This window comes from Vibrio sp. B7 (assembly GCF_963888765.1).
Classification (GTDB): domain Bacteria; phylum Pseudomonadota; class Gammaproteobacteria; order Enterobacterales; family Vibrionaceae; genus Vibrio; species Vibrio anguillarum.
The window spans coordinates 1-25,269 of record NZ_CAWPKR010000036.1; the positions used below are offsets into that span (position 1 = coordinate 1).

The window sequence follows — 25,269 nt, forward strand, 5'->3', positions numbered from 1 at the left end:
TTCCGAACGCTGATTTCGGAGTTCGCTTAAAAGTGTTCGGATAATCGCGGAATGTACGTTCGGATTAAACCGAAATAGGTGTTCGGGTCATACCGAAATGGCTGTTCGGAATGCTCCGAAATACGCATTTGTTCGTAATAAGGGGAGTGGTGGTTTCGTTTTTGTTTGTATTTTTGAGCGTATCGAGTTGCCTTAATTCTAGTTGGTTTGGAAATAAGATCACATTATTTTAGGGGATAAAAAATTATTCTGAATCAATATCATATATCAAACTATTTGCACTTAATTGTTGAGTTGAGTTATCCGTAACATAGGTGGGCATTATGCATTTAAATACACAATAAAAAGACAAAGGTAAGCTATGCCTATTATTATATTAATATTATTGTCGGCCGTATTTTCGGTACAGGCCGCCAATTTAATTGACTATTCACAAATCGATCTCTCAAAGGTGATCAACGAAAATAATACAAAAGGATTCTCTGCTTCTTCTCGGTCACTTAGCTATCGTGATGCGAATGTCGTTAGAGTAGGACAGGAAACACTCGTTCGTAAACAGCAGCTCCATTATGGGCTTCCGGTCTACGGTCATTTTGTGGTCACAGATGTTTCTAATCGTGGTTTTGCAAAGGCAATTGATGGCCATGTCTTAACGGGGATTGAATCAGATATTGGTTCAACTTTACCGATGATTAATGTTGACCAAGCAATCGATGCCGCCAAAGGAAAGCTACAAGGTATTGCTGCTACAAGTGTGCAGGATGCACAGACTGAATTGATGATTTGGATAGATGATCAGCAAACCGCTTATTTGGTCTATAAAGTCGATTTTCTCTCTAAGAATGGAATGACCCCATCTCGCCCAATCTCCTTAGTCGATGCTAAATCAGGACAAATACTTGATGAGTGGGAGGGGCTGACTTTTATTGAAGCCGAGGGCCCAGGCGGTAATCAAAAAAGTGGTCGCTACTACTTTGGTGCTAATACAAAATATGGTGGTTTCCAGGTTAGCAAAGACTGCCGCATGGATAGCGCTAATGTTGTTACGCTCAATATGAATAATCAAGAGTATGGTGGATGGGTCCATCAATTTGATTGTCACGTCAACAACCATCGGGCTGTTAACGGAGCTTATGCACCAATGAATGACGCTCACTATTTTGGCCAACGTGTTTTTGACATGTATATGGAGTGGCTCAATACTCGACCTATTCAGCAGAAACTCACTATGCGTGTTCATTACGGTTATAACTACGGTAATGCATTCTGGGATGGCCGTCAGATGACCTTTGGTGATGGTAATCAATCAATGTATCCACTTGCGACGTGGGATGTGATTGCACATGAAGTGAGTCATGGTTTTACTGAGCAAAATTCAGGTCTAGAGTATCGTGGAATGTCTGGCGGGATGAATGAATCCTTTTCTGATGTAGCAGCCGCAGCATTAAGTGAATATGTTCATGGTAGCTTTAACTGGAAGATGGGTGAGCACGTGATGAAATATTCAGACGCGATGCGTTATTTCATTCGCCCAAGTCGAGACGGCAGTTCGATTGACCATATTAACCAGTATTATCAAGGTATAGACGTCCACCATAGCTCAGGGATTTTCAACAAAGCGTTTTACCATCTTGCAACCAGCCATGGCTGGAATATTAAGCAAGCCTTCATTGCTTATGCAACGGCGAATCAACTGTATTGGCGACCAAATTCAAACTTTCAGCAAGGTGCAGATGGCGTTTGCAAAGCAGCACATAAACTCGGTTATGAAAGCTCTGCCGTAAGCAGTGCCTTTGCTCAAGTTGGGATCCAAGTACAAAACTGTGGTTCAAGCCGACCAGAGCCTACTCCACAACCAGAACCTAACATTGTTACATTATCGAGTAATAAACCAGTAATCATCGATGCTAATTATGGTAATGAACAACATTATGTTCTGAAAAATCTTTCAACAGATGAAGCCTCAGTTTATACATACCATGGTCATGGCAACGTTGATCTTTATGTAGCAATTAATAGACCTGCATCAGTGAATGACTTTGATTGCGTTTCTCGTAATCAGACTAATGACGAATATTGTGGTTTTAGTGGTATAAAAGGAACGGATATTTATGTATTAGTTACTGGCGCTGACCGTTCTGTAGATACTCACCTTGTTGTGATTGCAGAAGGTTTATTACCCGCTCCACCCGAACCTCAAGATTTATGTACTACTCTGAGCGAATGGTCGCCTTCTTATTACTACCCTACGGGTATGCAAGTTCAATACTACGGACATCGATTTACTGCAATTCAAGATAATTGGGGAGCCGAGCCATTTGATAATTATTGGTATTGGAATTATCAAGGCAGTTGTAAGTAATTCAGTGGCTGTAAATCTTATCTGAGCATATATAAGTGCCACTTTTATCACTCGATCTCAATCGGTATGCTTTTATGCAGCGGAAGAACTAATATGGCTAACCATGTAATAAGTGGAAACAGAACATCATAAGTGTATGTTAACATTTAGGATGTAAAACATAGAGTGCAAATTTTCGGTAGACTTACCGGAGTAATGCCAGTCAGCTTAGCTGACTGGCATTACTCCGGTTGGGCGCTTTTTTTGAACAGCATTTACTCTGCGACTACAGAATAAACAAGCAAGTTAACGGCGGTGGCAAAATATAGCGCTAGGAGAAAACTAATACCGATGTAAGAAAACGAATAATTTTCAAACGCTCATTTCATTTAGCGTACCAAAATAAAAATCCATGTAAATGCAGCAAAAAGTAGTGCAATCAAAACTGCAGCTGATCCTATATCCTTCGCACGGCCACTGAGCTCATGCCACTCACTACCTACGCGATCAACTACAGCTTCCACGGCTGAATTCATAAGCTCAACGATGACAATCAGCACTAAGCTACCGATCATCATTAACTGTTCTAATTCATTGACCGGCAAGAAAAAAGTGATCGCAATTAGAATGATAGAAGCGACGATTTCTTGCCTAAAGGCGGCTTCATTTTTCCATGCAGCCTGAAGGCCTTTCATTGAATAACCTGTAGCGTAAAATAAACGACTTATTCCTGTACGGCCTGGTTTCATAAAGTGAGTAACCTAATAGTTAATAATGATATAATAAAAATGTCGATAGCTTGAGTTGGCTCTCATCTTATTAAAAAGTGCTATCGGATGTAGCATACTGTATCTATCTATTATTTTTCTATATGAAAATTCATTGCCATGTCACTTTTTTGAAATAATACAAAGTTGATGTTATCCCTATTAACAAAAATCGCCATAGTAATGATTAAAATTTAGACGGCCTCTTCAGTCATGAATACTAATTAAAAGTTAAATAGAGCATTAAATACGGATCTTTTTGTAAAGACACCCCTGTTACTTAGTCGATTAAACCTGATGAACCTAAGCACTCAGGTTCAATGAACATATTTCTATTTTTTATGTAACAGCATATTTTTTAAATAATTGTGGTCAGTCCAGTGGCTCATTATCACAATGGCGGCTATATGGCTTATCGTTGCCAGCATCGTTAGATTTGTGAGCGCTCCATGCAATTCGCTGAGCCAGTCATTTGCCCATAACATGTCCAGTTGTGTTGCCCAGCCGCTAAATCCTGTTAGGAGGAGGCCAGACCACAAGATCCAGACCATAACAGCTCCAGCTGGGTTGTGCCCTTCATGGTGATCTTCTTTTGTTTCTATAACTTGCTTTATGTGAATAAACGCATTGTGTATTGAAGGCTTAAAGGTAGACAAACGAGCAGGGGAATGGACAATAAGACCCCAAATGAGACGAAGGCATATTGTGATCATCAGTAGATAGCCAATCCATTGGTGTGTTTTACTACCTTCTTCTGTTATGAGGTAGTTGGTTAAGAAAGATCCCGCCACAATCCAATGTGTCAAGCGAACAAATAGATCCCATTTGTAAGTTTTAGGCATTTTAGCGTTCCTCTATTTTGTTTATATTATCAAGATTGAAATGGATTTCTGTCGTTTAATTAATCTAAATAAATCCCGCCATTCTTAATTCTGTCAGTGTTCGATAAAGGAATTTGCCATATTAATCTTAAGAAAAACTTAAGACATTTAACGCATGAAGATAAAATAGGCGATAGTTTTTCGTTTTACAAAATGAAATGGAACTTATTTCTTTTATCAATGCCTTAACGTATTATCTAATCATTCATTTAATCTTAATAGTTGTTGAAATTTATGCTCAATAAAATCAAACCCTACTTAGGGCCTCTCTATCCGATTGCTGCCGTATTCGTGGTGGGGCTAGTTATCTTTTTTGTTTCTCGTTTAGGACTGGCTATCTGGCATTTTGAACGGGTGAGTGATGCTGGTGGATGGCTCACCATTTTCTTAAGTGGTCTGCGAGTTGATATTGTTTCTCTTTGCTATTTGCTCATTTTACCAGCGTTGTTATCTAGCCTACTGTCTGGCGATCATGCTGTCGGTCGGGTTTGGCATTGGTTTTTACGTGTGTGGATTACCGGCGGTTTGTGGTTGATTGTTTACATGGAAGCAGCAACACCGCCATTTATTATTGAGTACGATCTGCGACCTAATCGAATTTTTATCGAATATCTCATTTATCCCAAAGAAGTTTTCAGTATGCTTTGGAGTGGCTATAAATTTGAACTTTTCCTTGGTGCCGTAGTTTCCACGTTCACACTTTTTGTCGGTTGGAAATGGAGCAAGCAGCTTGTTTCGAACTTAAGCTTTCCTAAATGGTATTGGCGTCCGCTGATTGCTATTTTTGTTGTGGCTATTGGTATTTTGGGGGCGCGTTCTTCACTGGGACACCGTCCATTAAATCCGGCGATGGTGGCTTTTTCTAGTGACCCTTTGGTGAATGATTTAACGTTAAACTCCTCATTTTCAGCGATTTTTGCTGCCAAACAGATGAAATCTGAAGCGAGTGCTTTCGAGTTTTACCCGAAAATGGATAAGGAGGAGATCGTCCAAGAAATTCGTGCATCCATGAATGTCGACAATAAAGACTTTGTCTCTGCACAACAACCTAGCATGGCAATGCACCAAGCGACCTATCAAGGCCAGCCTAAAAATATCGTAATCCTTTTGCTTGAAAGTCACGGTGCACGTTATGTTAGCCGTCTTGGTGGTATCGATGCGTCACCCAATATCGATAAATTGATTGATGAGGGGTGGGCATTCACCCGTTTGTACGCAACGGGAACGCGTTCTGTTCGTGGTATTGAAGCGGTGACCACTGGGTTTTCTCCGACTCCTGCACGTTCGGTGGTCAAGTTAGGTAAAAGCCAAACGAATTTCTTTTCAATTGCTGATTTATTAAAGTCTCGAAATTACCACACACAATTTATTTACGGTGGTGAAAGCCACTTTGACAATATGAAGAGTTTCTTCTTAGGTAACGGTTTTGTCGATATGCAAGATTTCCCAACTTTTGATTCGCCTAAATATGTTGGTTCATGGGGCGCGTCAGATGGAGATCTCTACAATAAGGCAGATCAGCAATTTACGAAGATGAGTCGTGAAGGTAAACCGTTCTTTAGCTTAGTTTTTAGCTCATCGAACCACAGCCCATTTGAATACCCTGATAACGTGATTGAACCGTATAATGAGCCAAAGCAAACGGTGGAAAATGCGGTGAAATATGCAGACTATGCGCTTGGACAGTTCATTGAAAAAGCGAAAAAGTCACCATATTGGGATAACACGGTGTTTGTTGCTGTGGCAGATCATGATGCTAGAACACAGGGTAATCAGCCTGTACCAGTCGATTACTTTCGAATTCCAGCGGTGATTTTTGGTGGCGGCATTGAACACCGCATTGACGATCGTCTAGTTAGTCAAATTGACCTTGCACCCACACTGCTTTCTTTGGCCGGTATCAGTAGCCAAAACCCAATGATTGGGTTCGATTTAACTCATGATGTTCCTGCTGAGAAGCAGCGAGTAATGATGCAACGAGATAAAAACTATGGCTATATGACAGCAGACAACCAACTGGTTGTTATTCGGCCTGAGCAAGGTATTTCTACTTATCAATATGATTTTAAATCAGATACCCTGACAGAAAAAGAGTTGGATCCAGAAGTGGTTAAACGTGCTCATGCCAATGCTATGTGGGGAAGCTTAGCGTTTAAAGAAAACTACTACACTGCATCTGATTCATATTGATTATATTTTTATCCACCTACAGCGTTATGCGATAAATCAGTACCCAAAAGTGGCTGAGAAACATAAACTGGTTGGACTTAAACAAGTTTAGCCAGTTTGTGAGACGCAAAATGTTAGAAAAAGAGAACCTGATTAAACTTGCGCGTATGCCAATGCCGTTTGGTAAGTATGCAGGGCGAGCGCTTATCGACTTACCAGAAGAGTATTTGCTGTGGTTTGATAAGAAGGGCTTCCCTGAAGGGGAGCTCGGGCGTTTGCTGCAACTTTGCTTAGCGTTGAAAATTGAAGGATTGGATAGCGTGGTTAAGCCACTAAAGCGTATGTGATCTAGTGGCTAACCGCGTTATTTTTTCATCAGTTTGGCGAGATCGGCAAAGGGGTTATAGGTCGCGCTTTGATGATCGTCTAATCTCGCAACAGGCTCAGCGCCAAATCGGTCGTGGTCTGAATATTTAGAGTGCTCATGATCGTGACAATAGAGGCATAAAAGTTCCCAGTTACTGCCATCTTCAGGGTTATTTGTGTGATCGTGATCTTTGTGGTGCACAGTTAATTCCCGTAAATTTGAATAAACAAATTCACGCGCGCAATTGCCACACACCCAAGGGTAAAGTTTAAGTGCTTTTTCTCGGTAACCGCTCTCTTTACGAGCATAATTGGCACTTGAACCATAAAAATCTGACGACATGTTAATTCCAACCATTGATTAAAAATACTTTTTCGATATTAAAAACCAAAAATCTGCGCTAATCAAAGTTTGTGTGATTTATTTTAATGCACTCCCTCACACCTTAGCGTAAGTCACTTTTACCACTCAATCTCAATCGGCGTGCCTTCTTTGACTAGGCTCAAAAATTCATCCATTTCTGAGTTAGTCAGTGCAATACACCCATTAGTCCAATCAAAACTTTGCACATATTCTGGTCGTTGCTTGTCGCCATTTTTTAGACCATGGATTTTTATATCACCACCGGGATTGATGCTTAAGCGCTGTGCATGCACTTTATCTTGATGATTCGGGTAACTGATATGAATCGAACGATAATAGCCAGAATCATTACTGATAGCTTCAAGATAGTATCGACCTTCTGGGGTGCGTTGATCGCCTTCTTGCTGTTTATGTCCTTTGGGTTCTTTACCCAAGGCAATTCGATACTCTTGAATGATCTGCTGTCCCGAGATTAAGTACATGCGACGTTTAGATTTATCCACTTTGACCAGATCAATCTCAGCCGCTGCGCTGTTGAGTGAAAAACATAGAAACAAAAGTAGCCTAAAGTATCGGGTCATAAGCGAGTGTCAGTACTGATAAGGTGGCAAAAAGAGAGACATTATGCAGCGGAAGAATGAACGTGGCTAGTTGTCAATGGTGTCTTGTAAATAAGACAATGCTAAAAATAATAGGGTTAACCATGTAATAAATGGAAACAGAATCTCAAAAATGTAGGTTAACTCTAGGATGTAAAAACATAGAGTGCAAATTTGCGGCCGACTTAACAGTGACTTTCTTAAGAGTTTGATTGCACATGATCTTTTGTCTAATTTTGCAATGAAAATTATTACAATGTCAGGCCGCTCATATGTTTTCTCGTACTTTACTCAAACAGATTTCTTCTGCTCGCAGCCACCGTATGCTCGCGGAAGCAACGTTTGATTTTCTTCAAAGTTTCATTTCTCCAAAATCAATGCGGATCTTTCATGCACCAACATTAAACAAGCGCCATGAGTCATTATTTGAGTACAACTTACCGACTGCTCTGCAAAATTATCCAAATACCTTTTGGAATTGGGCCGCACAATTTGACACCTCTGATGGTCTAATTCCACTAGCGATCAACACCTGCAATTGGGACTACCGTAGTGTGATGGGCGGTGAGTCTTATCTTTTTATGTTAGATAACCACCCTGATTTAAGAACCTATTTGCTGCTTGAGGCAATTGATAACGTCAACATTCATGCGAAAACAGAATCCGGAGAGCTCGATTGTATACAACTGATTGCGGCTCGTTGGCAATGTCTTCGCGCGGAATCAGAAGCGGCAAAGGAGTTTAAAAATAGAGATATCCGCGAAGCAAAGTATTTGGATGAAATTAAACAGCGCGAAATGTTCATTGATAATATGAAGCTGGTTCATCAATTAGCGATTGAACTGGCTAACCCAGACAATTTAGATGCGCTGCACAGAGCGGCCGTTGATGTAACGAAAACACGCTTAGGATTTGATCGAGCCGCTTTTTTAGTTCTTGATATGAAAAAACGTTGTTTTAGCGGAACTTATGGTACGGATGAAAGCGGAAAAACGGTGAGCGAACACCATACCCAATACGATTTGCACCAGCTAGAAGAAAGTTATTTAAGCGGTCTTTCTGATGATACTAAAAGTTTGGTGCTGATCGACGATGCCCCTCTATACACGGCGGGCAATGTGGTAGGACAAGGGTGGAATGGGATGTTAATCCTACGTGATGGTAATGAAACCATTGGTTGGATCGCGATTGATAACTACATTAATCGACAGCCCATTACTGAATACCAAAAGCAGATGTTGGAATCTTTTGGTTCATTGCTTGCGCAAATTTATATTCGCAAGCGTCAGGAGCAAAATGTTCGCATGTTGCATGCGAGCATGGTTGAACTGTCACGTTGTATGACGGTGAGTGACGTGTGCAAATCGGCGGTCAGTTTTGCGATTAACCGCATGGGCATTGATCGGATGGCAGTTTTTTTGACCGATAAACACTGCTCGTACATTCAAGGAACGTGGGGAACCGATATCCAAGGCAACATTGTGGATGAATCGTATTTTCGTTCTGGGACCACCAATAATATGATTGTTGATATGGCCAAAGCCAACCCCAATGAGGTGGTGTTTGAAGAGTCAGTCCCTATTTATCATGACAGCAACATTGTTGGTTTTGGCTGGACAGCCATGACCATGCTTACCAACAATGGCGAACCTATTGCTTTTATTGCTGCGGACAATTTGATCCGCCGCTCACCACTGACCTCACAACTGCGAGAAGTGATCCGCATGTTCGCCTCTAATTTAACCGAAGTATTGATGCGCACCAGTGCTCAGCAGGCGATCAGTGAACTGAATGAGAATTTAGAAATTGAGGTGCGTAACCGTACCTATGAGTTACAAAAAGTGAACGACAAACTGGACTTAATGGCCAAAATGGATCCATTAACTCGCCTTGGAAATCGTCGGATGTTAGCTCATTTATTGGAACGCATCGGTTCGAGAGTACAAACGGAGACCGTAAGTTATGGTTTAATTTTGCTTGATATTGATCACTTTGGTTTATTTAATAATTACTACGGTCACTTGGAAGGGGATATTGCTTTGATTCGTATTGGCCATATTCTTAACCAACATGCTCAGGCAGAGAATGAACTCTTTTGCCGAATTGGTGGTGAAGAATTTATATTGTTGGTGGCCAACCGTGATGCAGCAGAAGTGAAAGCGTTGGCTGAAAGCATATGCTTTAGTATTGAACGAGAGCAGATTGAACATAGTGAGAACCCTGATGGTGACTGCTTAAGTGTCTCGATTGGTTACACTATTGCTCAGTACCTTCCCAGTGAACTTAAGTTTGAGGAGATGTACAGCAAAGCGGATAAGGCACTTTACCAAGCAAAAGATAATGGCAGAAACCAAGTCGTTGGTTACTCTGAGCAAAAACACCATACTCGAAGTGATAAAGTCGCCGCGCCAAATTCATAGTGTTGGCGCGGCGAGTCATGACAAGGATAATGAGAACAGCAGATTACTCAGTCTGAGAGGTAATATTCAACCGTTGAAACGACGCGTACTTTTTTGATGTAAGGAGTATTGTTATCACGATCCACAATACTAAATTGTCCCTGTGAAGCACGTTTAATCTTGCCAAGTGAGCTTTGCGAATCTTTGGCAAATTTCTCTGCGACTTCTCTTGCCTGTTTGGTCGCTTCTTCAATCATGTCGGGTTTGATTTCATTCAGTCCAGAGAATGAATAATCAACGCGGTTGTTGTAAGGATCTTGATTAAAAACGATGCCTTGTTTTCCTAAATTGCCGAGCTTATTAATGGCCTCGCGCACTAGGTCAACTTGATTGCTGTACACCGTAATGGTTTGGTTCGCTAAATAACGAAACTCGACTAAATTTTCTCCACCATACTGCTGTGCTTTTTTGTCGATCACCGCTGGCGATGATAGCGAGACACTTTTTTCATCAATGCCTTGTTGAGCTAAAAATGCGGTAACCAGTTGGCTCTGTTTTTCAATCGTGTTGAACATGGTGGGTAAATCATTATCGGCCACACTAAATTGGATCGGCCAAACAACGGTGTCGGCGGGATATTCTCGCTCTGATAATCCTTTAACGGTCACCACGCGCTCATACTCTTTATATTTCACAGCCGTTTGCTGCACAAAGTAACCGAGGGTTGCGAGCCCGAGTATTAAACTCAAACCGATGATCAATGAAGCGCTACTTTTTATTTGCATGCCTTGTTTTCCTTTTGTTGGCAACAGTCCCAAAATGACTTGAAGTCACAGCGGCTAGTCGTTTGGATATAACAACACACCTTAGATTTGATATTGTGATTTCGACAGCTATTTTCGGTTAGAGTTTTGCCAGAGATTCTAACTTTTTATTCTGGCGCTTAGTTTGCTTTTTTTGAATGGCATCAATCATAGAGATTAACGCTGAGCCATCCCAATCACTTTTCTGAGGTGCGTACAAAGTTTTAAGTTGCTGGTTGACTTGTGCATCTAGTGCGGTTTTCTCTTCATCACTTAATATGACTGAATCGCGCCAGAGGGTGAAGTAATAGCTGATTTTGGCACCATCTTGGCTTTGTACCGCTTCTTTTAACTGTTGATATGGGTGGCCTTCAAGCGGTTGATGATGAGCGTTGGTTCCCAGTGCTGCTGTCTGTGGCGCGTTACGAAATGACCAAGCAACGACCATAGTAGCCATCCATAACAGTGCAAAAAATGCGGTAAAGTAGGGCCAGTATCCTGCATCTTTAATGGTGACGGTTTGTACTGTTGGTGGTGTCAGCACAGAGGTGGATGGGTTGAGTAATTCACCTGGCGAAACCTCTAGCTTTAATCCTTTGGCTTGCGCGCTTTGCTGAGATTCGTTTTTGGTGTCCCACCAACTGACGGAGAGATCCGCTAGCTCAACCTTACCGACGGTTTTTGGGATGAGTACTTGTTTTAGCGTCATTTGCACATCGCCATTATCTAAGCTTTTAAACTGAGGCTTTTCAGCATAGAGCCGAATTGAGTCTGGATATTGCACTGAGAGGTTAGGCAACTGCGTCTGCGTAAGGTCTTTCACTGTCAGAATCCATTCACGAGTCAACGATTCACCTACTTTGGTTTTAAAGCTCTCGGCGGTGATGATCTGCCCTGTGGCATCTCGCCACGTTTGGTTGAGTGTTAGTTTTGGTGTAGGTAGCCAAGTGCCTTGATAGCTATCTGGTTTCGGCAGTACGGTGAGCGAAAAGGTTTTGGCCGGAATATCGACTTGCAGCAAGCGGGTGCTGCCCGTTTGGTTGTTACCATAGATGAGGCCAGCTTTAAACGCAGGGCCGGATAACGTGAAAGTTCCTGCCTCTTGGGCCGTGACTCTAAATTTTTGGTCTACAACGGTGACTTCAACCCCATCCAATAAGCTTTGGTATTGGTTAGCTTCTCCCTCGGTCGTCAGTTCTAATCCTTGTACAGCGGGTGGTGTAATTTGTGGATTTTGCAGCCTTCTTGGGTCAGCTTTGATGATTAGGCGAGCATTGAGAAAAGTGCTTTCACTCGGGTAGAGTTTGCTACGTTCTAGATCGGCTTGTATTTCAACAAGGTCAGATTGCTTGGGCGCTTCACCATCAGCGATAACTTGAATCGCGATCGGTTGAGTAGTTGCCCCATTGACGCTAAAACTAGGAATGGTCAGTATGCCGAGTTTGTTGGCTGCCAACGATACATTCCATTCACTGCGCGTGCTGCGATCGCCATTGATGATGTTCACCGAAGTACCAAAACTTGGGCGGCCGAGAAAAAAATCGCCTTCTAACACCTTAAAGTCGATCGCATCGGTCGATACTTTTTCATCGGCAACAATTCGTAATTGGAATACTTCATTTTTCGCGACCTTATTTTTACTGACGCTGGCGTAAAGTGCAGCCGCGTTAGCGGCCGAGCTCAGTAGAGCAACAGAAACTAGGCTGATAATCGCAGCCCAAAATGAACGCTTGATCGATTTCATACTTACCACTTCTTGCTGTTATTTTGTGGAGGTTGTGCTTGGTCTTCTTGCCGTTGTCTTGCTTGTAGCAACAATTGTGCTTTGAGTAAGCCACTAGGATCTCGTGCACTTTCGACTTGTTCTAGCTTACGAAGTTGCGGGTCAACGGTTTGGCTATCGCCTTGCTGTTGCGATTGCTTTTGTGTTTGCTGTTCAGAGGCTTCTTTGTTACTGACCTCATCTTCGTTGTTCATTGATTCATTTGTTTGAGTCGCTTCAGTCGGCTGTTGAGAGGCAGGCGATTCATCCGCCGTGTTGGCCTTGGATCGCTCACTTTGCTCATCTTTACTTTGTGCCGATTGAGGCGAAGACTGAGAGCCGTCATCTTGCGGTGAGCCATCGCTTTGGTCGTCAGGTTTATCTCCGGTTTGTTCGCCATCTTGTTGTTGTGCATCGTTTTTATTCTGTTCATTATTTTTATTCTGTTCATTATTTTTATTTTCCGACCGATTTTGATCTTGATTTGGATCAGAAGGCTCACCAGACTGTTGCTGTTGCTGTTGCTGTTGCTGTTGCTGTTGCTGTTGCTGTGCTTTTTTTACGATTTCCAAATTATGCTGAGCATCTTTATGGTTTGGGTCGCGTTTTAACACCTCTTCATACAAGGTTTGGGCCTTTTCCAATTCTCCATTTTGCGCGTAGGCGTTGGCCAAGTTGTATTGCACTCGCACACTGTCTTGTGGCAGTTGAGAGAGGGTCTCCACCGCTGCCTGATATTCTCCAGCCTGATATTGAGCGATGCCTTTCCACTCTAAGTCTGTAAATTGTTCACTGGCCGCTTGATACTCCTTTGCATCAAACGCTTTTTTGGCTTGTTGATTGCTATTTAGCCAAGGTGAAGCCTGTACACTATTGCTGTGCAGTGTAGGGATGAAGAGCAGTAACAAAGAAAAAATGACGCTACGGCGAAACAAAAGCAAACACGGGATAATGAGGATCAGCACTAACCAATAGCCATTGTTAACGCGCTCTTTCACCATTTGTTGACTCTTGGTTGTACTGTGTGGTTGTTCGTTTTGGTCTAGCTTAGCGATCATTGCAACATCGCTATTGTCTAAGCTGATTGGCGTAAATAATCCATTTATATTCTGCGCGAGCGACTGCATATTGGCAAAGTTGGTCTTGGCCACCACGGTCTGCCCTTGTGCATTTTTCAGTAAGCTGCCATCGCTGAGCGTAATAGGCGCGCCCGCTTGTGTACCAATGCCTAAGATCACTAATTTCCAACGCGTATTGGTAAGCTGTGTTTCAATCTGAGCTTGCTCTTGTGAGTCGATGTCATCGGTCAATAACACAATGTCACCTTGTGCAAGGCCGGCATTTTTCATCATGTCGATGGCTAATTGAACCGCGCGAGCCGCATCTGCGCCGGGGTAGGGCATAATATCGGGCGATAGATTGGGCACTAAGTTGCTTAGGGTTGCGGTGTCGGTGGTTAATGGGCTAACGGTATAGGCATCACCAGCATAGGCGACAAGCCCTGTACTACCTTCTTGCCATTGTGTGAGTAAGTCGAGCGCTTTATAACGCGCTTGCGTTAAGCGGTTGGGTTTTATATCAGTAGCGTACATCGATAGTGACATGTCCATCACTAATACGCGCGCGTTACTATTGCTGTAACTGGGGCGTGTTTGAGATTCAAAACTCGGACCAGCTAGCGCCAGTACTGCGAGCAGCCAACTGATGCTGATGATCACAATGGTCGCGTTATGCTTTTTATCGCTCAAACCCATCGCCTTAGCCAGATGAGGTGCTATCAAAGAGTGTCGTTTGGCACGCAGAGTGAACCAGCCCAGCAGTAGTGCTAAGGGGGATAGTGCGGTTAACCACCAAGGTGTAAGAAAAACAAACTCAGACATGATTTCTCCTTAGTAGCGCTAAGAGTACAGAAAGCGCGAGCGCTATCGCCAACGGATAACCAAACCATTCGCTTTGTGGACGCCAAGTTTGGCTTGCTTGGCTTATGGGTTCTAATTGATTAATGGTGTCGTATATTTTGGCCAGATCTTGGCTATTTCGTGCGCGAAAATATTGGCCACCAGTCATGGTCGCTATTTGTGTTAACGTCTTCTCATCTAAATCTTCCGCGGTATTGATTTTTCGAGTCATAAAAAACTCTTTGACCATCATTTCGCCAGCGCCAACACCGACTGTGTAAATGGTGGCATTGTATTTTTGGGCAATTTTCGCAGCTTCGATTGGGTCGAGCACGCCAGCGGTATTGCTGCCATCGCTGAGTAAAATCATCACCCGCTGTGGGGCATCACTATCGATAAACGTTTTGGTCGCAAGCCCAATCCCTTCACCAATGGCGGTTTGGGTGCCGATCAGCTTAAGGACGGCTTGATTAAGCTGCTGGCGAATGGTGTTTCTATCCAGAGTCAGAGGCGTTTGTAGATAGGCGTGATCGGCAAATAAGACTAACCCAAGGCGATCACCTTCGCGCTTGTCAATAAAATCAGAGAGCACATTTTTAACGGCGCTCAAACGATCAATGTACTGATCGCCAAGCAGCATATCTTCTTGGCTCATGGAGTCAGAGAGGTCAACCACCAGCATCAGATCTCGGTGTTTGGGCTGAGCAATAACCGGGTCGCCAAACCACACTGGACGGGCTGCGGCGATCAATACTAAGCACCAAATAACGCTCGCAATGATTTTAGCGATGATCTGGTTTGGTGCTTGACGCTGATTATCTTTAGGAAGGTAGGGCAGGTGAATCGCTGCCCTTTCTTTTGCTGGTGGTAAGAATCGATAAACGACCAGCGGGAGTGGCAGCAGACATAGCATCCACCACCACAATAACTCTATATTTGCCAAAGCCTAGCTATCTCCGTTTTTTAGGCGGCAAAGCATCATTAACCCATTGATAGCAGTGATTAATCAGCTCTTGACTGTTTTCTGTTTTCTGCTTTTGGTATAACGCTTGCTGCCACAATGTTTCATTGGGAACAAAAAGAGGGTAAGAAATTTGTGAATCTAAAAAGGTGTACCACTCTTTGCCGGTAAGATGTGCGATTTCCATTCGAGGGTAGTAACAAAGCGCGGCTTGACGAAGTAGCTCAATCGCTGAAGAAGGAGTTAAATGCCCAAATTGGGGGTTGAGTAAACGCAGCGCCGTTTTTTTCGGGGCTAAGCGTTTACGACGCCAACGAATGGCTAACACCAGAATCAGCAGACAGAGCAGTATGCCCGCCGCGCTTGCCCACCATCCCCAAGCCAAGGGAAACCAAGAGGGTAGCTCAGGCAGTTGCATCGCGCTTAAATCTAAAAGTGTAGCTATTGATGATTCCTTCATTCTTTATATCCGGATAGTTGTTGCAACAAAGGTTTCTCACTAGAGAGTGAGGTATAAGAAATTGCCATAGTTTGACTCAATGATTTTAGTTTTTCTTTTTGAGATTCAAAGGCTTTTTTTAACCCTAAGCGCGTACTATTTTTCGAAAAGTTGAGCCAGCTCGTCTGTTGGTCATCGGTTACGCGTTCTACACCGCGAAATTGGGTCTCTCCTTGCTCTAATGGATCGTAAATGTGCACAATTTTTACACGATTATGTCGCTGCAATTGGTTGAGTATTGGTTGTAATGTGGCATTGAAATGGACGAAGTCACTGATCAAAATCACTTCACTGCCTTTAGGACACAAACGATTCAACGCAGTTAGGCCGCGCTGCATGCTGTGTGATTTCGTTTTATCAAGCTCCAGCAGCTGTTGGTTTTGTAGTGTCACTAACTGTTGCAACAGCTGTAATGGCCCTTTTTGGCGGCTAGTCGGTTTTAACTCAACCAGTGTCGAACCAGTATCAATCACCGCGCCCACTCGGTCCTTATTGGCAATGCTTAACCAACTGAGCAAGCTTGCCATGTGCGCCGCTTGCACTGATTTGAGCATTAACTGCGATCCAAACTGCATAGAGCGGCTCAGATCAACGTAAAGAATGACGGGTTTTTCTCGTTCTTCACTGAACAGTTTGGTATGAGGCTTTCCCGTACGCGCAGTAACGCGCCAGTCGATGGTCCGAATATCATCTCCTGCTTGGTATTGCCTGACCTCAGCAAAGTCCATTCCTCGGCCGAGTTGCTTGCTCTGATGCTGCCCCAATACTTGCGCCCATAAACTTTTAGCAGGTGGCAGCCAGCGAATAGCGTGCTGCTTGTAAGGCAACAGTTCAGCCAATGAAAGTGTGACACCCGTACTAAACGGTGGAAGTGACTCTTGCATAGTAAACCTTAGTCTTAGTGCTAAGCACTACCAACCAGTGACAGTAAGTGAGTGATAACTTGGTTGGGATGTACGCCCTCAGCCTGTGCTTGGTAGCTCAATAATAGACGGTGGCGCAAAACCGGAAATACCATCGCTTGAACATCTTCAGGGCTGACAAAATCACGCCCACTGAGCCATGCATGAGCGCGAGCGCATCGATCAAGAGCGATGGTTGCTCGCGGGCTGACGCCCATCTCTAGCCATTGTGCTAACGTGGCATCGTAGTCTGCGGGTTTACGCGTTGCCATGATCAGGCGAATAATATATTGATCAATAGGTTCGGCCATGTGAATGTTCAGCACTGCTTGCCGAGCACTGAAAATATCGCTTTGGCTTAATGTTGGCGGAGAGACTTTCTCAATTCCCTGCGCTTCCCCGCGGTTCAAACGTAAAATGGCGAGTTCATTTTCAGCGTCTGGATAATCAACATTTAAATGCAATAAAAAACGATCCAACTGCGCTTCGGGTAGAGGATAAGTACCCTCTTGCTCGATCGGGTTTTGGGTAGCCATTACTAAAAAAAGTTCAGGTAACGGGTAGGTTTTTCGACCTGCCGTGATCTGTTTTTCGGCCATCGCCTCGAGCATTGCAGCTTGTACCTTGGCTGGAGCGCGGTTGATTTCGTCAGCCAACACTAATGAGTTAAAAATTGGGCCCGCTTGAAAGGTGAACTCCCCCGTTTCAGGGCGGAAGATATCGGTACCGGTTAAATCGGCAGGGAGTAGATCTGGCGTAAATTGAATTCGATGAAAATCACCTTCAATGCAATCGGCGAGTGATTTCACAGCACGGGTTTTTGCAAGGCCAGGAGGCCCCTCGACCAAAATGTGCCCATCAGCAAGAAGTGCAACTAATAACTGCTTAACCAAACCTGTCTGGCCTATGACTTGCTGATTTAAATAGTGTTGTAGCGATTGAAACGCGTGCGATGGCATTGAATGGGTCTCCTGCTGTTTTGCTGAATTAGTAATTTATTGATTCGAAAAGTTCCATGAAAAGTGTGATGCATCAACTGATTGGCGAATTATTATCCATTTGGCGAAACGAAAGAATGTTTGGTCACCACACTCGACTATGCTTAGGAACAACCATTGTTGGCCATGATCACATTCTACGTGAAGATAAATCGATTCTATCGATAAATTTCTCAAGAGAGAGGGTTTGTTGCCGATACAAAAAAGTTATTCATGACAAGCCAATAATAAAGAGCGCAAATAATGTTCAAACTTAATTCGATGAGTATTAAGCAAAAGGTTGTATTAGGAATTACGTTCGCGGTACTCGCTTCGACGGTTATCGTTGGTGTAATGGCGCAGCGTCAAGCTCGAGAGGTACTGGAGCACCGATTAATTGATATCGAACTTCCCTCGTTACTTGATCAAATCAGTAGCCAGATAGATCGAGAAGTATCGCAATTGCTCTTTTCTGCTGAGCAACTAGCCAATAATGAATTCATCAAGCAAGCCGTTCAGACGACCGATATTAATGCTGACGCAGAGGCGATGCTGATTAAGCAGCTCAATAATGTACGCGATCAATATTCGTTAAATGATGCTTCTGTGGCTAACCGAAAAACGGCGTATTACTGGAACCAAAATGGTTTTCTGCGTCAGCTTAATCAACAGCAAGATGGCTGGTTTTTTGGTTTTACGCAATCGGGACAAAAGACCATGGTCAGTATGTTCCAAGAGGCAAGTGGCGAAGTGAAAATGTTTGCCAACTATCAAAATGTCAGTGGCGATACGATGTCTGGTTTGTCGAAATCAATGGATGACATGGTGAACCTGCTCAATGGATTTAAAATCGAGGACACAGGTTTTGTCTTTTTGACCAACTCGAAAGGGGAAGTGCAAATCCATCGCCAAAAAGAGAAAGCTAAAGCCTCATTAACACAATTGTACGGCTCAAACGCAAACCAACTATTGAATAAAAGCCGCTTCAACCTGATTTCGACAACCTATCAAAACCAAGATGTTTTTGTCGCTAGTGTCTACGTGAAATCGATGGACTGGTTTGTGATTGGTTCAGTACCTGTGTCGGAAGTCTTCGCCGAATTAAATGCCGTTGCGCAAAAAATGTTGTTCACAACCTTAGCTGTGGCGGGTTTGTTTATTTTGATGGGCCTTTTTCTCGCGAATAGTATTGCTAACCCAATTAAACAGATTGCACAACGCTTTACCGATTTAGGTAAAGGCGATGGTGATTTATCGCAACGGATTGAGGTATTGGGCCGCGATGAAATCGCTCAATTATCAGCGGGCTTCAACGGTTTTATTAAGAAGATTCATCAATCGATGAAAGAAGTTGCTTCTACCAGTCATGCATTGCAGTCGGCGGCGGGTCGGGTGTCGGAAAAATCGACGCGAACTCATGACAATAGCCAAGAACAGCGTGACCAAACTATACAAGTGGTGGCGGCGATCAATCAAATGGGGGCCACTATCAGTGAAATTGCTTCTAACGCGGCGACGGCAGCTGAAACAGCAAATCACGCGGCTGATAACACTGAAGTAGGACGTGAAGTGGTAAGCAAAGCCAAAGATGCCATCAGTCGTTTAGCCGCGGATATCGAAAATACGGGTAAAGTGGTGGAGCAGCTAGCATCGACCACCCAAGACATTGGCTCTATTTTAGGTGTTATCCGTGGTATTTCTGAACAAACCAACTTGCTGGCATTAAACGCTGCAATTGAAGCGGCGAGAGCTGGAGAGCAAGGCCGAGGTTTTGCTGTGGTGGCAGACGAAGTACGCAATTTGGCCAGCCGCACGGCCTCTTCAACGGAAGAAATTCAAAAGATGATCAATCAATTACAAAACGATGTAAAAGATGCGGTCTCGGCGATGTCTTCCGGTAAGGCTGTTACACAGGAAGGGGTTGACGCTTCCGATGAAGCGGTGAACGTTTTAGTGAATATTTCAAACAGGATCCACGATATTTCCGATCGCAACACTCAGGTTGCCACGGCGACTGAGGAACAATCAACGGTGGTGCACACAATCAATCAAAATATAGAAGAGATCAACGCCATCAATGAAGTGACCACCAGCACCGCAGAAGAGTTGGCAGAAGCGAGCCAAGAGCTGCGTGATCTGTCTGGCCGTTTAGATAAAATGGTGGGTAGCTTTAAGCTCTAGAATCATGAGGGGGAAATCGGTACACTTCCCCCATTATGTTTATGTTTAGGTAAGTAAAATGAGTGATTTCGAAAAAGAGTTAGCACAATTGTCGCAACAGGTGGCGGGTGAACCTGAAGTGAAACTGCCTTCGTTGGAAGAGCAAAAAGTGATTGTGGCTGAGCTTAAGCAGCTAGAAGCGGAAGGCAAGCTGACGCCAGAAGTGCTGGAAAAGCATTTTGGACAATTCTTTACAGAAACGGATACCCCCGTCCATTAATTCAAACCCACTTTATTTAATTTAGAGCACACAAGTTTATTTAGAGTACACAATAGTATTTAGGGCACACAGTAGTGGTGCCCTTTTTTATCAGAAAACGTTATTGAGTCATAGGAAGCTGTTGCGCGATATCTTCGAGTGCCTGTTGAAGGATCTCTGTCGTTTGCGCGCCTGAGATAAGATGGCGTTGCTCAATGATCAAGGCTGGCACAGCTTGAATTCCTGCCTCTAACCACTGCTGCTCTGTGACAGAAACGGTTTTCGCCCACGACTCATCAGTTAAAACTGCGCGGCAGATTTCTCTGTCTAAACCAAGGCTCTGTACTAGGTCGAGCAATACATCATCGTCATCTAAGGCTTGCCCGAAAGTGAAATAAGCACGAAATAGTGCCATTTCCAGCTCTAATTGTTTTCCTTGGCTATTCGCCCACATTAATAATTGATGCGCTTTACGGGTATTATAAATACGCATGTCGTCACTAAAGTTGAATTGAAAGCCGACTTCTTGCCCTAGGGCGCTGAGGGTTTGGCGTGCTTGTAAACTTGCTTCTATCGACGTGCCATATTTTTTGGCTAAATGTTGCTGTAGGTGTTCACCACCTATAGGCATAGCAGGGTTGAGTTCAAAAGGGTGCCAATGGATGTCTGCATCGATCGTATCGCTGAGAGCCAGCAGCGCTTGCTCTAACCGCTTATAGCCAATGATGCACCAAGGGCAGACAACATCTGACACGATATCAATGCGTAGTTTTTTCATTTTCTTCCCTACCGCGATTGGCAATTCACTGACCTTAATTATAGCGAGATTATCAGCATAAACTGTGACTTGTTGTGTAGCCCTTTGGAAAGCTAGGCGCTTTTTTATCGCTCTACGCCTTTTCTCTCATACAAACAATATTGCAATAAGGCTGATGGAATTGCTGAAACGCTCTCTATACTCTAAAAACGTTAAATGCAGAGAATTAAACTGCGCTTTGAGAAACAAGTGACGTATTGTGAGGTTTCGCCTCTTTCAACTTGTGAGTTAACCATGATGAACAGGGACATTGACGTATGACAAATGTTCAACCAACCGATGTGATTTTGCATGCTTTTGATTGGCCGTATCGTTTAGTCGCTGAGCGTGCAGAGCAAATTTTCCAACTGGGTTATAAAACGGTGTTGATTTCACCGCCGATGAAATCGTTCAAAACCGCTCAAGGTACAAAATGGTGGCAACGTTACCAGCCGCAAGATTATCGCATCATTGATAATCAACTGGGCAATACCCATGATTTTAAACAGATGGTTGAAACCTTAACCGCATTAGGCTTGCGAATTTATGCCGATGTAGTGTTCAACCATATGGCCAACGAATCCAAATTGCGTTTGGATTTACAATACCCGAGCGCACAAGACTTAGCTTCCTACCAGAATAAAAGCGATGAGTACCAAGCGTTGCGCCTCTTTGGTGATCTGACCCAGCCACTCTTTGATAAAGATGACTTTGTGGAAGCGTTTGGCATAAAAGATTGGAAGGATCGTTGGCAAGTGCAAAATGGCCGCATTACTGGAGGGGCGCATGATCCGGGCCTACCCACGTTGCGTGATAATGAACATGTGGTTGTACAACAACAGGCTTATTTAAGGGCGTTGAAAGCGTTAGGAGTCAAAGGATTTCGAATTGATGCTGCTAAGCATATGTCTATTGAGCATTTGAAGAAAGTATGGGCCGATGACATTACGCAAGGCATGCATACTTTTGGCGAGATCATTACTGATGGCGGTGCAACCAAAGAAGAGTACCAACTTTTTCTCGAGCCTTATCTGCAAGAAACCAAGTTGGGTGCTTATGATTTTCCACTATTTCAAACGGTATACGATGCGTTACAAACAAAAGGTAGCCTGAAATGGCTGATTGACCCTTATTGTTTTGGTCAGGCGCTTTCCAACAACCGAGCGATTACGTTCACCATTACGCATGATATCCCCAACAACGCTGTGTTTGCCGACCTCGTCATGGATGAAGCCTTAGAAAATATCGCCTACAGCTACATTCTTGGTCGCGATGGGGGAGTGCCATTAATTTACACCGATTTAAACACCAGTGGCATTCTGAACCATGCTAGTCTTCCGCGCTGGCAAGAGGCATGGTGTTCGCCACAAATGGCGGCGTGTATTGTTTTTCATAATAAAATGCATGCGTTGCCAATGAAAACGCTAGAAGCGAGCGATGACTTGTTAGTGTTCAGCCGCGGTAAGGAAGGGATAGTGGTTTTGAACAAATCTCAACGCAGTCAGCGCGTTGAAATTGATTGGACAAATCCAATGCTAGAATTGTTTACGAAGCAGCAGTATCAACCCAATAACCAAAAGATTGTCATGGATATCGCCGCTCGCTCTAGCGCGATGCTTTGTCGGCTATCAAATGATGGTGAATAAAACGGTGAGTCGTTAGAAAAGTAAAGGCGCGTAATCAGCGCCTTTACTGGTCTACCCAGTTGCTGCGGTAGAGGATTAAACGATAAATTTATTCAATATAGCATCTTGCTCTCTGATATTTTCGGTTTGAGCTTGCATGGCTATGTTGGCATTGTCAGCTGCGTCTGCAACTTGAACGGAAAGATCTTTGATCTTAACCGTGTTGTTGTTGATCTCTTCTGCTACCAAGCTTTGTTCTTCGGCTGCCGAAGCTATTTGGATATTCATATCACTAATTTGCTGAATAGCATCGCGGATTTTTAGCAGAGCATTATTTGCTTCTTCGGCACGATTGACCGCCTCAGCTGCCGTTGTTTTACTCTGATTCATCGCATTGGCAACAGAAGTAGCGCTCGACTGCAACTTCTCAATCATATTACGGATCTCCGTCGTGGATTGCTGCGTTCTTTGCGCCAGCGTACGCACTTCGTCTGCAACGACCGCAAAGCCTCGGCCTGACTCTCCAGCCCGAGCCGCCTCTATCGCTGCGTTTAGTGCCAGCAAGTTGGTTTGGTCGGCAATGTCGTTGATCACTTTCAAAATGGTTTCGATGTTTGCCGTTGCATTTTCTAGTGCACTTACCTCTGTTACTGCTTCATCAATACGCGTCGAAAGATTATCAATCGCTTGAGTGGTTTGGGTCACAACATTGGTACCAAATTCTGTCGCATCATCAGCATCTTTTGCCGCCGACGCCGCGCCTTGCGCGTTGTTGGCGACATCGCCAGAAGTGGTGGCCATCTCATGCATGGCTGTGGCTAATTGCTCAAGTTCATGCAGTTGATCACGCATCGCTTCGGCCGATTCTTGCAACCCCATCGAGGTCATTTCCGAACCGCGTAAAATTTCTGAACCGATGGCTTTAGACTGGGTAATTTGTTGTTGTAAGGCTTCAGTAAAGGTATTGAAACCGACCGCTAATACCGAGAATTCTTTATCCGTGTCGGTGGCTAAGCGTTGGGTTAAGTCACCACTACCAGAGGCAACGTTCTGTATTGCATTATTGAGTGCATCAAGCGGTTTCATCAACAGACGGATAAGCACAAGCAGTATCGCAATACTGAAGACTAAAGCGATTAACGTATAGATGATCGAACTGTTGCGCAGTGTTGCTAAAGACGCATAGGCGATCTCTTCATCCAAAACGACACCGACATACCAGTCCTCTCCAGGGACTTTTGAAAAATCGAGTGTGTAGTGTTTGCCATCAATCAGCACTTGTTTAGGCTCTTCGGCGATAACGGCATTGCCTAAGTATTCTTTCATTGGCTTGCCGTTCATCTCTGCTCGGGGGTGGGCTATGGTTGTGCCGTCGGATGAAACAATAAACACATAGCCTGCATCAAATAATTTTACGGTGTTGACCAATTCTGCTAACCCAGCAAGGCTAACATCGTAGAAGATGGCACCGATAAATTTGCCGTTATCTTTAACTGGGGTAGCAATAGACACCAATATTTCATTAGTGGCAGAGTCGGCGTAAGGCGCAGTAATAATCAGTTTGTCGGCGTTTTTTGCATCAATATACCAAGGGCGCACGCGTGGATTCCATGATACGCCTGGGTTCCAAGTAGGATCATTACTGATGTAAGAGCCATCACTCTCAAAACCGACCCCAGCCAGTAAAAAAGTTTGTTTGACAATCGGCCTTGTGATGACCTTAGACATACTTTCTCGGTTAATGTCGACTTCCAACATGCTAGTGGCGTAAGCGGCAATGGCCTTGCGGCTATTGATCTCTGCACCAGCTGTATTGCTAACCCCATCCACTATTTCAGTTACACTCGCTTCAACTTGTGACTTCACTTCTTTTTGGACGGTGAAGTATTGTTGTATCGTCAGCAGAGTAACGGTGACCAACAGCAGCAAAGATGACGCCGCGACGATCTTATGGCTGAATTTCATGGCAATCCCTTCCATCAATAAATATTAATATTATTAATAAATGTATAGTTAGGGATTGATCATTCAGCCAGTAAACAATCCATTTTTAAGCGAAAAATTACAAATTTCGCCCGAGAACTAAAAGCGCAAGTTGTTGGCACTCTTGTTCATTTCCTTGGAAAAGCTCATCGACGATTTGGTTCAGCTTGATGCCAGATAGTTTGCGCTTTTGTGCCTCACGAACACGTAGTGCTATTTGACATTCAATTGGTAGCTCACTTACTTGATGTGGTTGCCACGCTGATAGCTTTTCGCTGAAGTTGTTTAACGATAATTTGGGTTTAAAATGCGTGGCTTCACTTTTTAGTACATGAAGAAGGTGCGAATAGATTTCATCGTTAGGTTGACATTGACTCAGGTGATCACAAGCGGCTTGGCTCAGTTCAGATAAGGTGACGTAACCCGCTTGATGGGAAAAATCGGCGGTTAAACGTACTGAAAAATCGACACGCTGCCACTGCGTATTAGGAAAAATAGTCAGCGAGCATAAACAGTCAAAAGGGATCCAAAAACTCTGCTTTGCTTCAACTGAATATTCATGTTTGCCAAGTTTACACAGTACTAATCCGCTCATTACTCGAATTAAACTGTGTTTGATGACTTTCTTGCGAGGGGTGATAACTAAGTTAGCAGACAGTAAGGCTTCAAATTGAATCGCGTAGTTCATGGTACTTCTCACTGATTTTGGGGCGCTAAGAGTACCTTGTCTCACAGAAAATGCCAAATATGCGAACTAA

The 25,269-nt window shown here is 43.7% G+C and carries 21 protein-coding genes; 7 read left to right on the top strand and 14 right to left on the bottom strand.

Annotated elements, in window-relative coordinates; all coding sequences use genetic code 11:
- Positions 1 to 361 precede the first annotated feature (361 nt).
- The gene (locus AACV32_RS12385) at positions 362 to 2,362 is read left to right on the top strand and encodes a M4 family metallopeptidase (RefSeq protein WP_170895186.1); all 2,001 of its coding nucleotides are present in this window, start codon (positions 362 to 364) and stop codon (positions 2,360 to 2,362) included.
- A 368-nt stretch (positions 2,363 to 2,730) separates the two neighbouring features.
- Here AACV32_RS12385 and AACV32_RS12390 read toward each other — a convergent pair whose 3' ends face one another.
- Both AACV32_RS12390 and AACV32_RS12395 read right to left on the bottom strand, forming a co-directional pair.
- Positions 2,731 to 3,090: a diacylglycerol kinase gene (locus AACV32_RS12390; protein ID WP_013868010.1), complete on the bottom strand. Its 360-nt coding sequence runs from the start codon at positions 3,088 to 3,090 to the stop codon at positions 2,731 to 2,733.
- A gap of 350 nt (positions 3,091 to 3,440) precedes the next feature.
- Positions 3,441 to 3,950, bottom strand: a complete 510-nt coding sequence (locus AACV32_RS12395) for a cytochrome b/b6 domain-containing protein (protein ID WP_170895187.1) — start codon at positions 3,948 to 3,950, stop codon at positions 3,441 to 3,443.
- A gap of 273 nt (positions 3,951 to 4,223) precedes the next feature.
- On the opposite strand from AACV32_RS12395, the gene AACV32_RS12400 reads away from it, so the two are divergent.
- Complete coding sequence (locus AACV32_RS12400) at positions 4,224 to 6,179, top strand: LTA synthase family protein (protein WP_038148334.1); 1,956 nt, start codon at positions 4,224 to 4,226, stop codon at positions 6,177 to 6,179.
- Positions 6,180 to 6,289: 110 nt separating this feature from the next.
- Entirely contained in the window at positions 6,290 to 6,505 is a 216-nt protein-coding gene (locus AACV32_RS12405) for a DUF3820 family protein (RefSeq protein WP_026028221.1), read from the top strand.
- Between the two features lie 17 nt (positions 6,506 to 6,522).
- Here the strand turns inward: AACV32_RS12405 and AACV32_RS12410 are convergent, their stop codons facing one another.
- Positions 6,523 to 6,867, bottom strand: a complete 345-nt coding sequence (locus tag AACV32_RS12410; RefSeq protein WP_010318547.1) for a YajD family HNH nuclease — start codon at positions 6,865 to 6,867, stop codon at positions 6,523 to 6,525.
- A 119-nt stretch (positions 6,868 to 6,986) separates the two neighbouring features.
- Entirely contained in the window at positions 6,987 to 7,469 is a 483-nt protein-coding gene (locus AACV32_RS12415) for a L,D-transpeptidase family protein (protein WP_088733472.1), read from the bottom strand.
- A 290-nt stretch (positions 7,470 to 7,759) separates the two neighbouring features.
- On the opposite strand from AACV32_RS12415, the gene AACV32_RS12420 reads away from it, so the two are divergent.
- A complete protein-coding gene (locus tag AACV32_RS12420; protein ID WP_170895188.1) occupies positions 7,760 to 9,907 on the top strand; it encodes a GGDEF domain-containing protein in 2,148 nt (715 codons plus the stop codon).
- Positions 9,908 to 9,954: 47 nt separating this feature from the next.
- Here the strand turns inward: AACV32_RS12420 and AACV32_RS12425 are convergent, their stop codons facing one another.
- The 7 genes from AACV32_RS12425 to AACV32_RS12455 form a co-directional block, all read right to left on the bottom strand.
- Positions 9,955 to 10,671: an SIMPL domain-containing protein gene (locus AACV32_RS12425; RefSeq protein WP_026027736.1), complete on the bottom strand. Its 717-nt coding sequence runs from the start codon at positions 10,669 to 10,671 to the stop codon at positions 9,955 to 9,957.
- 118 nt (positions 10,672 to 10,789) lie between these two features.
- Positions 10,790 to 12,442: a BatD family protein gene (locus AACV32_RS12430; RefSeq protein WP_170895189.1), complete on the bottom strand. Its 1,653-nt coding sequence runs from the start codon at positions 12,440 to 12,442 to the stop codon at positions 10,790 to 10,792.
- Positions 12,436 to 14,331: a vWA domain-containing protein gene (locus AACV32_RS12435; RefSeq protein WP_170895190.1), complete on the bottom strand. Its 1,896-nt coding sequence runs from the start codon at positions 14,329 to 14,331 to the stop codon at positions 12,436 to 12,438. Before AACV32_RS12435 ends, AACV32_RS12430 begins: the two co-directional genes overlap by 7 nt.
- A complete protein-coding gene (locus AACV32_RS12440) occupies positions 14,324 to 15,292 on the bottom strand; it encodes a vWA domain-containing protein (RefSeq protein ID WP_094127206.1) in 969 nt (322 codons plus the stop codon). Before AACV32_RS12440 ends, AACV32_RS12435 begins: the two co-directional genes overlap by 8 nt.
- A gap of 7 nt (positions 15,293 to 15,299) precedes the next feature.
- Positions 15,300 to 15,770, bottom strand: a complete 471-nt coding sequence (locus tag AACV32_RS12445) for a DUF4381 domain-containing protein (protein WP_013867999.1) — start codon at positions 15,768 to 15,770, stop codon at positions 15,300 to 15,302.
- Positions 15,767 to 16,693, bottom strand: coding sequence for a DUF58 domain-containing protein (locus tag AACV32_RS12450; RefSeq protein ID WP_017048975.1), 927 nt, complete (start codon positions 16,691 to 16,693; stop codon positions 15,767 to 15,769). Before AACV32_RS12450 ends, AACV32_RS12445 begins: the two co-directional genes overlap by 4 nt.
- 20 nt (positions 16,694 to 16,713) lie before the next feature.
- Complete coding sequence (locus tag AACV32_RS12455; RefSeq protein WP_170895191.1) at positions 16,714 to 17,670, bottom strand: AAA family ATPase; 957 nt, start codon at positions 17,668 to 17,670, stop codon at positions 16,714 to 16,716.
- 282 nt (positions 17,671 to 17,952) lie between these two features.
- On the opposite strand from AACV32_RS12455, the gene AACV32_RS12460 reads away from it, so the two are divergent.
- Positions 17,953 to 19,869: a methyl-accepting chemotaxis protein gene (locus AACV32_RS12460; RefSeq protein ID WP_170895192.1), complete on the top strand. Its 1,917-nt coding sequence runs from the start codon at positions 17,953 to 17,955 to the stop codon at positions 19,867 to 19,869.
- Between the two features lie 58 nt (positions 19,870 to 19,927).
- Positions 19,928 to 20,128: a restriction endonuclease subunit S gene (locus AACV32_RS12465; protein ID WP_170895193.1), complete on the top strand. Its 201-nt coding sequence runs from the start codon at positions 19,928 to 19,930 to the stop codon at positions 20,126 to 20,128.
- A 100-nt stretch (positions 20,129 to 20,228) separates the two neighbouring features.
- Here AACV32_RS12465 and AACV32_RS12470 read toward each other — a convergent pair whose 3' ends face one another.
- Entirely contained in the window at positions 20,229 to 20,909 is a 681-nt protein-coding gene (locus tag AACV32_RS12470; protein ID WP_013867994.1) for a DsbA family oxidoreductase, read from the bottom strand.
- A 272-nt stretch (positions 20,910 to 21,181) separates the two neighbouring features.
- Here AACV32_RS12470 and AACV32_RS12475 point away from each other — a divergent pair, with 272 nt between their 5' ends.
- Complete coding sequence (locus tag AACV32_RS12475) at positions 21,182 to 22,549, top strand: alpha-amylase family protein (protein ID WP_170895194.1); 1,368 nt, start codon at positions 21,182 to 21,184, stop codon at positions 22,547 to 22,549.
- Between the two features lie 75 nt (positions 22,550 to 22,624).
- On the opposite strand, the gene AACV32_RS12480 is transcribed toward AACV32_RS12475, so the two are convergent.
- Both AACV32_RS12480 and AACV32_RS12485 read right to left on the bottom strand, forming a co-directional pair.
- Complete coding sequence (locus tag AACV32_RS12480) at positions 22,625 to 24,493, bottom strand: methyl-accepting chemotaxis protein (RefSeq protein ID WP_170895195.1); 1,869 nt, start codon at positions 24,491 to 24,493, stop codon at positions 22,625 to 22,627.
- A 97-nt stretch (positions 24,494 to 24,590) separates the two neighbouring features.
- Positions 24,591 to 25,199 (bottom strand): hypothetical protein, encoded by a 609-nt coding sequence (locus AACV32_RS12485; RefSeq protein ID WP_170895196.1) that lies wholly within the window; start codon positions 25,197 to 25,199, stop codon positions 24,591 to 24,593.
- Positions 25,200 to 25,269 lie beyond the last annotated feature (70 nt).

Bases quoted from the DNA above. Each gene is read 5' to 3' on its own strand.
- AACV32_RS12420 (WP_170895188.1), top strand. From the start codon at position 7,760: ATGTTTTCTCGTACTTTACTCAAACAGATTTCTTCTGCTCGCAGCCAC.
- AACV32_RS12445 (WP_013867999.1), bottom strand. From the start codon at position 15,770: ATGAAGGAATCATCAATAGCTACACTTTTAGATTTAAGCGCGATGCAA.
- AACV32_RS12415 (WP_088733472.1), bottom strand. From the start codon at position 7,469: ATGACCCGATACTTTAGGCTACTTTTGTTTCTATGTTTTTCACTCAAC.
- AACV32_RS12390 (WP_013868010.1), bottom strand. From the start codon at position 3,090: ATGAAACCAGGCCGTACAGGAATAAGTCGTTTATTTTACGCTACAGGT.
- AACV32_RS12435 (WP_170895190.1), bottom strand. From the start codon at position 14,331: ATGTCTGAGTTTGTTTTTCTTACACCTTGGTGGTTAACCGCACTATCC.
- AACV32_RS12400 (WP_038148334.1), top strand. From the start codon at position 4,224: ATGCTCAATAAAATCAAACCCTACTTAGGGCCTCTCTATCCGATTGCT.
- AACV32_RS12405 (WP_026028221.1), top strand. From the start codon at position 6,290: ATGTTAGAAAAAGAGAACCTGATTAAACTTGCGCGTATGCCAATGCCG.
- AACV32_RS12460 (WP_170895192.1), top strand. From the start codon at position 17,953: ATGTTCAAACTTAATTCGATGAGTATTAAGCAAAAGGTTGTATTAGGA.
- AACV32_RS12395 (WP_170895187.1), bottom strand. From the start codon at position 3,950: ATGCCTAAAACTTACAAATGGGATCTATTTGTTCGCTTGACACATTGG.
- AACV32_RS12475 (WP_170895194.1), top strand. From the start codon at position 21,182: ATGACAAATGTTCAACCAACCGATGTGATTTTGCATGCTTTTGATTGG.
- AACV32_RS12410 (WP_010318547.1), bottom strand. From the start codon at position 6,867: ATGTCGTCAGATTTTTATGGTTCAAGTGCCAATTATGCTCGTAAAGAG.
- AACV32_RS12385 (WP_170895186.1), top strand. From the start codon at position 362: ATGCCTATTATTATATTAATATTATTGTCGGCCGTATTTTCGGTACAG.
- AACV32_RS12450 (WP_017048975.1), bottom strand. From the start codon at position 16,693: ATGCAAGAGTCACTTCCACCGTTTAGTACGGGTGTCACACTTTCATTG.
- AACV32_RS12465 (WP_170895193.1), top strand. From the start codon at position 19,928: ATGAGTGATTTCGAAAAAGAGTTAGCACAATTGTCGCAACAGGTGGCG.
- AACV32_RS12485 (WP_170895196.1), bottom strand. From the start codon at position 25,199: ATGAACTACGCGATTCAATTTGAAGCCTTACTGTCTGCTAACTTAGTT.
- AACV32_RS12425 (WP_026027736.1), bottom strand. From the start codon at position 10,671: ATGCAAATAAAAAGTAGCGCTTCATTGATCATCGGTTTGAGTTTAATA.
- AACV32_RS12455 (WP_170895191.1), bottom strand. From the start codon at position 17,670: ATGCCATCGCACGCGTTTCAATCGCTACAACACTATTTAAATCAGCAA.
- AACV32_RS12480 (WP_170895195.1), bottom strand. From the start codon at position 24,493: ATGAAATTCAGCCATAAGATCGTCGCGGCGTCATCTTTGCTGCTGTTG.